This is a genomic window from Sulfurospirillum halorespirans DSM 13726 (assembly GCF_001723605.1).
In the GTDB taxonomy this organism is placed as follows: Bacteria; Campylobacterota; Campylobacteria; order Campylobacterales; family Sulfurospirillaceae; genus Sulfurospirillum; species Sulfurospirillum halorespirans.
Genome location: NZ_CP017111.1, coordinates 3,021,524 through 3,029,840 on the forward strand (window position 1 = coordinate 3,021,524; position 8,317 = coordinate 3,029,840).

The following is an 8,317-nucleotide window of genomic DNA, read 5'->3' on the forward strand; positions in this document are numbered from 1 at the left end:
TGTAAAGCATTTTTGGTGTTCACTTTTAAAAACTGGAATGAGTATTGCTTGTTAAAAGTGTGAAATTATCTCTAAAATAAATTGTAAGGCAATGATGATGCAAAATCTTCTCTCTTTTGCGCAGTCCACAAGCACACTTCCCGTAGCTTCTGTATCAACAGAAACGATGAAAAGTGAGAGTAGTGATGGCTCTTTTTCAGAGAGTTTTTTCTCAATGATTCTTGGACAATACGCAAGTGAAGAAGAGCAAACAACGCTTAGCGAAACAGCGCTTCCTGTGACAACACTAGAAGAAGATACGCTTGAACTTTTCAGCAGCGAAGGCGAAGCAAAAAGCATTGATGAACATTTATTGGAAGACCTTTTAAGTGTCGTAAGCACACTCCAAGAAGATCCAACAGCGACGGTTTTTCCAACACTTAATGCCTCTTCAAGTTTAGAAAAATTAGTGGCGAGTGAAACCACACGCCAAGAGTTTGCCAGTGTTAAAAATGTGAGCGATTTATTGGCATTATCGCAAAAATACAACCTTGGGTTAGAAAAACTTACCATCTCAACTGAAAGTGCGCAAAGCCTCCAAGCCAAGTTTCCAACACTGGCTGAAAATAACTTTTTTGATGATTTGCAAACAGCCCTTACAACCGCACAAAGCACAACTCAAAGTGATGTAAGTCTTGCTACAACGGCTTCAAGTGTTATGAGTTTGCTCGATAAACAATCTACCCAAACGCAAACATCCTCTCAATCTTCGATGTTAAGCGAGCTTATCTCAAAAGAGAATTTAAGCACCCAAACCGATGGTGACGCAGAATCACTGGAAGTAAACGAAAAACAACAAACCGTGCAAGCATTTCAAGAAGAGACAACCGAAACCTCCACTAAACCTTTGGATATGCTTCTTCAAAAAGTAACCAATACTAACGAAACTAAAAAAACACTCACGGCAGAAAATGCAAGTCTCAGTAGCGATGATACCTCCGTGGAAACATCCACAACACGCGTCAATGAAGTAGTGACGGACAGTGTAAGCACGGAAGACGAGAGTATTGATAGTGTGTTAACAACCCTTAAAACTGATGAAACTTCCGATGAAGCTGCGGAAGAGGAGATTGCACTCAGCCAAAAATTCGTAAGCAGTGAAGAGAGTGAAGTCACATCAACCTCATCAGAGGATTCACAATCCGCATTGGAGATTAAAAATGATCTTAAAACAACGCTCCGACAAGAGATAACATCCAAAACAGCTACGGTTAAAGAGAGCCTCAACCAATTTGCAAGTGATCTTCAAGAGAAGATTGATGCGTACAAGCCGCCTATTATGAAGGTTGAACTCTCCTTAAGTCCTCAAAGTTTAGGCGATGTTGATGTAACGCTTTTAACCAGAGGCAACAATTTACATGTAACAATTTCGTCCAACACCAGCACGATGTCACTCTTTACGCAAAACCAAAATGATGTTAAAAGTGCCCTGATCAATATGGGCTTTACCAATTTAGAGATGAATTTTAGTGATCAAAGCAACAAAGAACAAGCACAACAAAATCAAAAAAATAGTAGTGGAAGTTCAGATGAATTTACCACCGAATCAAGTGAAGAAGAGACAACTCTTTTAGAGATTGTCATTCCTCAATACGTCTAACATAAAAAAAGGATCTATTATGTCAACCACAACAACCGGTTATGAAAGCCTTCTTGGAACCACATCGACCACTACGACAAGTACAACAACATCAACGGCATCTTCTTCATTGGACACCGATGACTTTTTAACCTTGCTTGTCACCGAGTTACAGTACCAAGATCCAACCGATCCGATGGATACAGAGACGATTTTAACGCAAACCTCACAACTTGCTTCGATTGAAGCATCTGAAAATACGGCCAATTCCTTAGATGAGCTTTCATCACAACTCCAGTCTTCCACCACTTTTAATGCAGTTTCTTCTATTGGTAAGATGGCTAGCTTAGGATCGAACTATGTTACGTATGAGGGTGAAGAGATGACCTTCGAAGTCTATTTCCCAAATGAAATTGCCGATGGGACACTTACCATTGCTGATTCTGATGGTAATGTAGTTCGTACCATTGACTTAGGTGATACAGCTGCAGGAGAGAGTGGTGTCGTAGCCATTACATGGGATGGGCTTGATAATGAAGGAAATGCCGTAGATGAAGGCTATTACAGTGTTGGTGCCACCTATACAGATCCTGATGGCACTTCAGATACAACCGTTTTAGGCGTCTATCCTATTGAATCTGTCTACTACGACGATGGAGAGATCAAGTTAAAACTTGGGTCTAATTACTACTCAATTGGTGATGTCGTTGAAATTTATGAATTAAGCGAATCGTAAAAAGGATCCCCCTATGAATAGCTCTTTTTACAATAGTATTTCAGGTATTGTTAATAATCAATTTTCGATGGATGTTGTTGCCAATGACATTGCCAATGTCAATACAACTGGTTATAAAAGCAGTACCGCTGAAATTTCATCACTTTTTTCCAGTGTTCTCTCAAGCACAACCGCTTCTACCAATGATCTTGGGATGGGCGCATCCAGTCAAACCACGGCACTCAATATGGCCCAAGGTTCGCTTGAGACGACCGATAGAACGTTTGATTTAGCGCTTGAAGATGAAGGATGGTTTGGTGTTTTAGGGGCTGATGGGTCTACGTATTACACTCGTGCAGGAAGTTTTTCACTCGATGCCAACAGTAATCTCGTCGATACTAATGGAAACTATCTTTTGGTAACACTGGGAAATAACGTCACAACAACCACACTTGATGAAGAGACCCTAGAAGGGTTTGGCACAGTAGACACAACGCTTCAAGCCTATTCCATTACGCAACTGGATGATGTGGCACTCGGAGAGGTCGGAGATCAAACATCTGTTACACTACCCGAACTGCTTTACTATCCAGCCGTTGCGACTACAGAAGCTTCCTATGCTGCGAATCTTGATCCTACCGTGACGGTTGATACGGTGAACCTTGATTTGGATGCCGCAGACTACCCTGCAACGGTAACGGCCTCTTCTTCGCAAACCGTTACACTCAGTGGTACCGTTTCAAATACAACGGCTGCCCTTGACCCACAAGAGGGCGATACCATAATTCTTACATTAACAGATGCCGATGGATTAAGCCAAACGGTCAATGCCACATTAGATGAAAACTTAGAGTGGACTCTTTCGGATTATGATGTCAGTGGACTCAATACAACCAGCGACCTAACGGTCTCCTCCGCTGTCCTTCAAACATCCCAAGAAGTTGCCAATGAAGAGCATTTTACAATGACGGTTATTGGTTCGGATGGGGATAAGGATATTTTAGATATGACCTTTACCAAAGTGGTCCCACAAGGGGAAGAGGGAACCACATGGAATGCTGTTGTAAACATTTACAGCTATTATGAAGATTACGACAGCACCAAAACCTACGATACGTCTTTGTATTACGTTGATGAATCTACCAATAAAGTGTATGAAATTGTCGATACCCAAACAGGTGCTTTAACCTTTAATAGTGATGGATCCCTTGCAAGCAATACTATTCCAACGCTTGATAATGGAGGAACAACATTAACGCTTGATCTAGGAGAGACGGATAGTTTTGATGGCATGATCTCCAGTACTAGCATCGATAAAACCAATATTGCTGATTACAATGGCTCATTGGAGGGTTATTTAACGGGATACGGCGTCGACGAAAATGGCAATATCATTGCAAGCTTTAGTAATGGTGAGAGTTCAGCCATCGCTAAAATCGCCGTTTATCATTTTCAAAATGATCAAGGTTTAACCCAAGTTTCTTCCACACTTTTTAGTGAATCTGCGAACAGTGGTGACGCTATTTTTTATACCGATGCTGATGGAAATACCACATCAGGTACCGCTATCGCTACTAGTACCCTAGAAGCCAGTAACGTTGATCTAGCAACCGCATTGACCGAGCTTATTATTGTTCAAAAAGCGTTTAGTGCAAGCTCTAAAGGCATTACCGCCAGTGATGAAATGCTTCAAAATGCAATCAACATGAAGCAATAATATTGCAAAAGTAACAAAAAACGAAATGGAATAAAAATTGCTTTTAAAAACACAAATACCTCCTAATAAAAGATTAAAGGATACGCTATGATGAGAGCACTCTGGGCCGGCGTTACCGGATTACAAGCGCACCAAACGGCTATGGACGTTGAATCAAACAATATTGCCAATGTTAATACCACCGGTTACAAATACAGCCGTGCAAATTTTGCAACTCTCTTGAGCCAAACAACGTCTATTGCAACAGCACCAACTGGAACACTGGGTGGTCAAAACTCAACCCAGATTGGTCTTGGAACAACCGTAAGTACCGTTACGAAGATTTTTTCACAAGGCTCCATTGAAACCACCGATAAAGATACGGATCTTGCGATTAGCGGTTCTGGATTTTTCGTTGTTTCTCCTGATGGTGGAACCACGTACAAATATACCCGCGATGGTGATTTTGAGTTTGATGCCGATGGTAACTTTGTTGATAGCAACGGCTACATCGTTCAAGGATGGTTACAAGATGAAGATACAGGCGAAATTGATACCACTTCACCTGTGACCAATATCACGATTGCTCCAGGACTTACAACGCCTGCAAGTGCTACAACCAAAGTAACCGTTAAAGCGAACCTTGATTCAGGTACGAGCGTTGGAACCAATAAAACATCTATCTACTCACTTGATTCTAACAGTGGTTGGGTGGATACCGATGGCGATGGTGTTAAAGATACAGCAGAAGTTCATGATGAAGATGATTCAGGTTCTAATTTGTTTACCTCTGATGATGAGCTCACTGAAAGAGGGATTGATTTTGGTGTTTTATACGATTCTGATGGTGAAGCCATTAGTCTCAATGAGGGACAAGGTTCGTGGATTAGTTATGCCGATGCTGAGACAAGTGTGACCATTAGTGATTACACGGCTGTTAATTTAGATATTACCATTAATGGAACCACCATTACCAATAGCGGTCCTGTAGATTATACCGATGCAGATGATGCCGCAACACAACTTGCCAGCTTAATCAATGCACAAACGGCTTCTACGGGTGTAACCGCAACCGTGACGAGTGGTAATAAAATCGTTTTAAGCAATGACAACTCAACGGGTACAACTTCTGCAACAAGAAACATTAAAATTGTGGCTAGTACTGCCGATACCACTGAAATCGATACCACATCTGTCATTACCGCGTATCAATATGCCTATACCTCATCAGGAGCAACAACATCTACCGACTATGATGATTCTGAAACACGCTATTTTACAACTACCGAAGATTTAAGAAATGCGATGCAGACAGACGCTAGAACCAATGTCGATTACACAGGTGATGGTGCTTCTGACATTAACGATAGTGTGAGCATTATCGTCAATGATTCTGGTCAGTTTGAAATTTCAAATACCACAGGCGATGCTTTCAACGAAGATGATGGAGATTTTATTGAAGATGATACCATTGATGAGACATCACTTAATTCGATATTATCCAATCACTCAGTGACACTGGCTACAGGCTCTGTATTAGGTGTTGGCATTGTTTTATCTGCCGATACCGTCATTGGTGGAACCACCTATCTTGCAGGTGCTACTGTTCCAGCAGCTACTATTAATGCAGCTTTAACAACTGAAACCGTTACCCTTCCTTTAGGATCAACCGCATCAGGAACGGGAACAAGTACGATTGAATCTGGAACCAATCTTAAATCTGCCGATGAGACAAGTGAAGATTATGATCTTAATTTGACCGTTACAGGCTTAACAGGTACGAATATCTCGCAAAACGATAGCTTTATCTCTGTTATGGATGCTATTCAAGGAACACTCACAGCAGGAACAACCACACGAACTACTGAAAATATCTATGCAGCAGCCTTAACAACTACCACTGAAATCTATGACTCTTTAGGCTCAAAACACACTTTAACCATCCAATACACTAAAACAGGCACAAGTAGTTCTGGTGGTACGGAATGGTCAATGGTTATTTCAGTACCAGAACCAGGTGAACTTAACAGTGGCGTTGAACCTGAAAATATTGTTACAGGTACCATTAGTTTTAACTCCGATGGTTCACTCTCTACCTATACGCCAAGAAACCTTACCTATACTGCCAATAACGGCTCAACCTCTAATCAAAGTGTTTCACTTGATTTTGGTTCACTCGGTCAATTTGATGGTATCACCAGTTTTGATAAAGACTCTAGTACCTCAAGTATTAATCAAAATGGTTATGCAGGTGGAGATTTAACGGGTATTAGTATTGATGAAACGGGTACTATCATTGGTAGTTTTAGTAATGGTTACAGTTTTTCCCTTGCACAAGTGGCTATGGCAACGTTTACCAATGAAACGGGCTTAGAGAGCGATGGTGGTAACTGCTATATTTCAACCACCAACTCGGGTACAGCGATTGTTGGACAAGCCAGTACAGGAAGTAAAGGTTCCATCCAATCCAGTGCTTTAGAGATGAGTAACGCGGATCTTTCACGCTCACTGACTCAGTTAATCGTTATCCAAAGAGGTTACCAAGCTAGCTCAAAAGTAATTACCACCGCCGATGAAATGCTTAATGTACTTCTTCAAATGACATAACCATTTTTTAGCAAAAATATATTAAAATGAGTCCCAAAAATTAAGGGACTCATTATGCCTATTATTTCCTACTTTTTTGGTATTGTCATCAGAATGTACCATGATGACCATCCTCCAATGCACATCCACGTTGAATATCAAGGTTTTACTGCTTTTATATCTATTGAATCAGGTGAAATCATCAAAGGTCATCTTCCCAAAAAAGCGCTGATTATTTTAAAAGATTGGATATTTTTACACCAAGAAGAGTTAAAACACAACTGGGAACTTGCCCAAATATTTGAACCTTTAGAAAAAATTGCAGGAGCAGATAATGATTAATCTTATAAAAATTGAACCTCAAAATAACTATACTTTAAAACTCTATTTTTCAGATAATTCATCAGGTATACTTGATTTTACCTATATGGTAAAAACGCAAAGTTCTTTAACAAAACCTCTTGAGTCTTTGGACTATTTTCAAGCATGTTTTATCGATTTTGGAGCGTTGTGCTGGAAAAATGGATTGGAATTAAGCGCAGAATCTTTGTACCGAAAATGTAAAGAAAATGGTACATTCCATATCAATCAAGCAAGCGCTTAAACAAGGATCATCATGAAAATTACACTCAACCACTACACTCCCCTCCTCATTTGTGCCGATGCCATTCGCACATGCTGGCAAAGTTTTGACAAAAGCGACGAAGGCGGCGAAAAAGACAAAGAACTCATCGATCGTGTTGGCAATAAATTTAAACATGCTTCAACGCTTGAACATCTTGTCTATAACTTCTACATCGAAGGCGTATCGCGTGCGCTTCTTCAAGAGCTAGCACGCCACCGTATGGCGTCACTTTCGGTTAAATCCACACGCTATACCCTTAAAGAGTTAAAGAACGAAGAGAGCTTTACATGTAAAGATATGGAGCGCGCTTCAAAATACTTGGTTTTAACGGGTGTGGAGATGGTCGATGCCATGAGCATTAAGGCACTTGAGAACCTTCGTTTAGTACTCGTGGAGGGCATTAGCAACGATAAGGCAAAATACTGCCTTCCAGAGAGCTACAAGACCGAACTGACATGGACAGTCAATGCCAGAAGCCTTCAAAACTTTTTATCACTGCGCAGTGATAAAAGTGCACTCTGGGAGATTCAAAATCTAGCCCATGCACTTTACAATGCCCTTCCTGAAGAGCATAAGTATCTCTTTTCAATCAACGAACCCTCTTAACTCACCTTAACCCTTTGGGCATGCGTGATGGCAATAGCTATTGCGTCCGTAATGTCCAAGGGTTTAATCTCTTGCTTAATCCCTAAAATCTTCTTCACCATAAACGCAACCTGCTCTTTAGCCGCTTTTCCATTGCCTGTTACGGCTTTTTTAACTTGGAGCGCTGTGTATTCGCTAAAATTACCAATCGTTTGCAAAATTTTCAAACTCAATGCTCCACGAAATTGTGCCAATTTAATCACCGTTTGAGGGTTATACGCGTAAAAAATATCTTCAATCGCGACTTCATCAATGGTGTGATGTTTTAAGATCGTATCGATTCCTTCAACCAACTCCATAATCTGATGTTGGAGTATTTTTTCTTTAATTTTGATAAGCCCTGCTTCAATTAATACAAGACTATTTCTCTCTTTTTTGAGGATTGCATAACCGCAATTTCGTGTGCCTGGATCGATTCCTAAAATAACCACT

The 8,317-nt window shown here is 40.6% G+C and carries 8 protein-coding genes; 7 read left to right on the plus strand and 1 reads right to left on the minus strand.

Features of this window, described 5'->3' with window-relative positions; genetic code table 11:
- The first annotated feature begins 91 nt into the window (after positions 1 to 91).
- The 7 genes from fliK to thyX all read left to right on the plus strand — a co-directional run bounded on the left by fliK (position 92) and on the right by thyX (position 7,846).
- Positions 92 to 1,639: a flagellar hook-length control protein FliK gene (gene fliK, locus SHALO_RS15140; RefSeq protein WP_238585259.1), complete on the plus strand. Its 1,548-nt coding sequence runs from the start codon at positions 92 to 94 to the stop codon at positions 1,637 to 1,639.
- A gap of 19 nt (positions 1,640 to 1,658) precedes the next feature.
- The gene (locus tag SHALO_RS15145) at positions 1,659 to 2,354 is read left to right on the plus strand and encodes a FlgD immunoglobulin-like domain containing protein (RefSeq protein WP_069479260.1); all 696 of its coding nucleotides are present in this window, start codon (positions 1,659 to 1,661) and stop codon (positions 2,352 to 2,354) included.
- 13 nt (positions 2,355 to 2,367) lie between these two features.
- Positions 2,368 to 4,050: a flagellar hook-basal body complex protein gene (locus tag SHALO_RS15150; protein ID WP_069479261.1), complete on the plus strand. Its 1,683-nt coding sequence runs from the start codon at positions 2,368 to 2,370 to the stop codon at positions 4,048 to 4,050.
- 87 nt (positions 4,051 to 4,137) lie between these two features.
- The gene (gene flgE / locus SHALO_RS15155; protein ID WP_069479262.1) at positions 4,138 to 6,636 is read left to right on the plus strand and encodes a flagellar hook protein FlgE; all 2,499 of its coding nucleotides are present in this window, start codon (positions 4,138 to 4,140) and stop codon (positions 6,634 to 6,636) included.
- A 54-nt stretch (positions 6,637 to 6,690) separates the two neighbouring features.
- The gene (locus SHALO_RS15160; RefSeq protein ID WP_069479263.1) at positions 6,691 to 6,957 is read left to right on the plus strand and encodes a DUF4160 domain-containing protein; all 267 of its coding nucleotides are present in this window, start codon (positions 6,691 to 6,693) and stop codon (positions 6,955 to 6,957) included.
- Entirely contained in the window at positions 6,950 to 7,219 is a 270-nt protein-coding gene (locus SHALO_RS15165) for a DUF2442 domain-containing protein (protein ID WP_069479264.1), read from the plus strand. Before SHALO_RS15160 ends, SHALO_RS15165 begins: the two co-directional genes overlap by 8 nt.
- A gap of 12 nt (positions 7,220 to 7,231) precedes the next feature.
- The gene (gene thyX / locus SHALO_RS15170) at positions 7,232 to 7,846 is read left to right on the plus strand and encodes an FAD-dependent thymidylate synthase (RefSeq protein WP_069479265.1); all 615 of its coding nucleotides are present in this window, start codon (positions 7,232 to 7,234) and stop codon (positions 7,844 to 7,846) included.
- Here the strand turns inward: thyX and ruvC are convergent.
- A complete protein-coding gene (gene ruvC, locus SHALO_RS15175) occupies positions 7,843 to 8,316 on the minus strand; it encodes a crossover junction endodeoxyribonuclease RuvC (RefSeq protein ID WP_037960023.1) in 474 nt (157 codons plus the stop codon). The genes thyX and ruvC overlap by 4 nt on opposite strands.
- Position 8,317 lies beyond the last annotated feature (1 nt).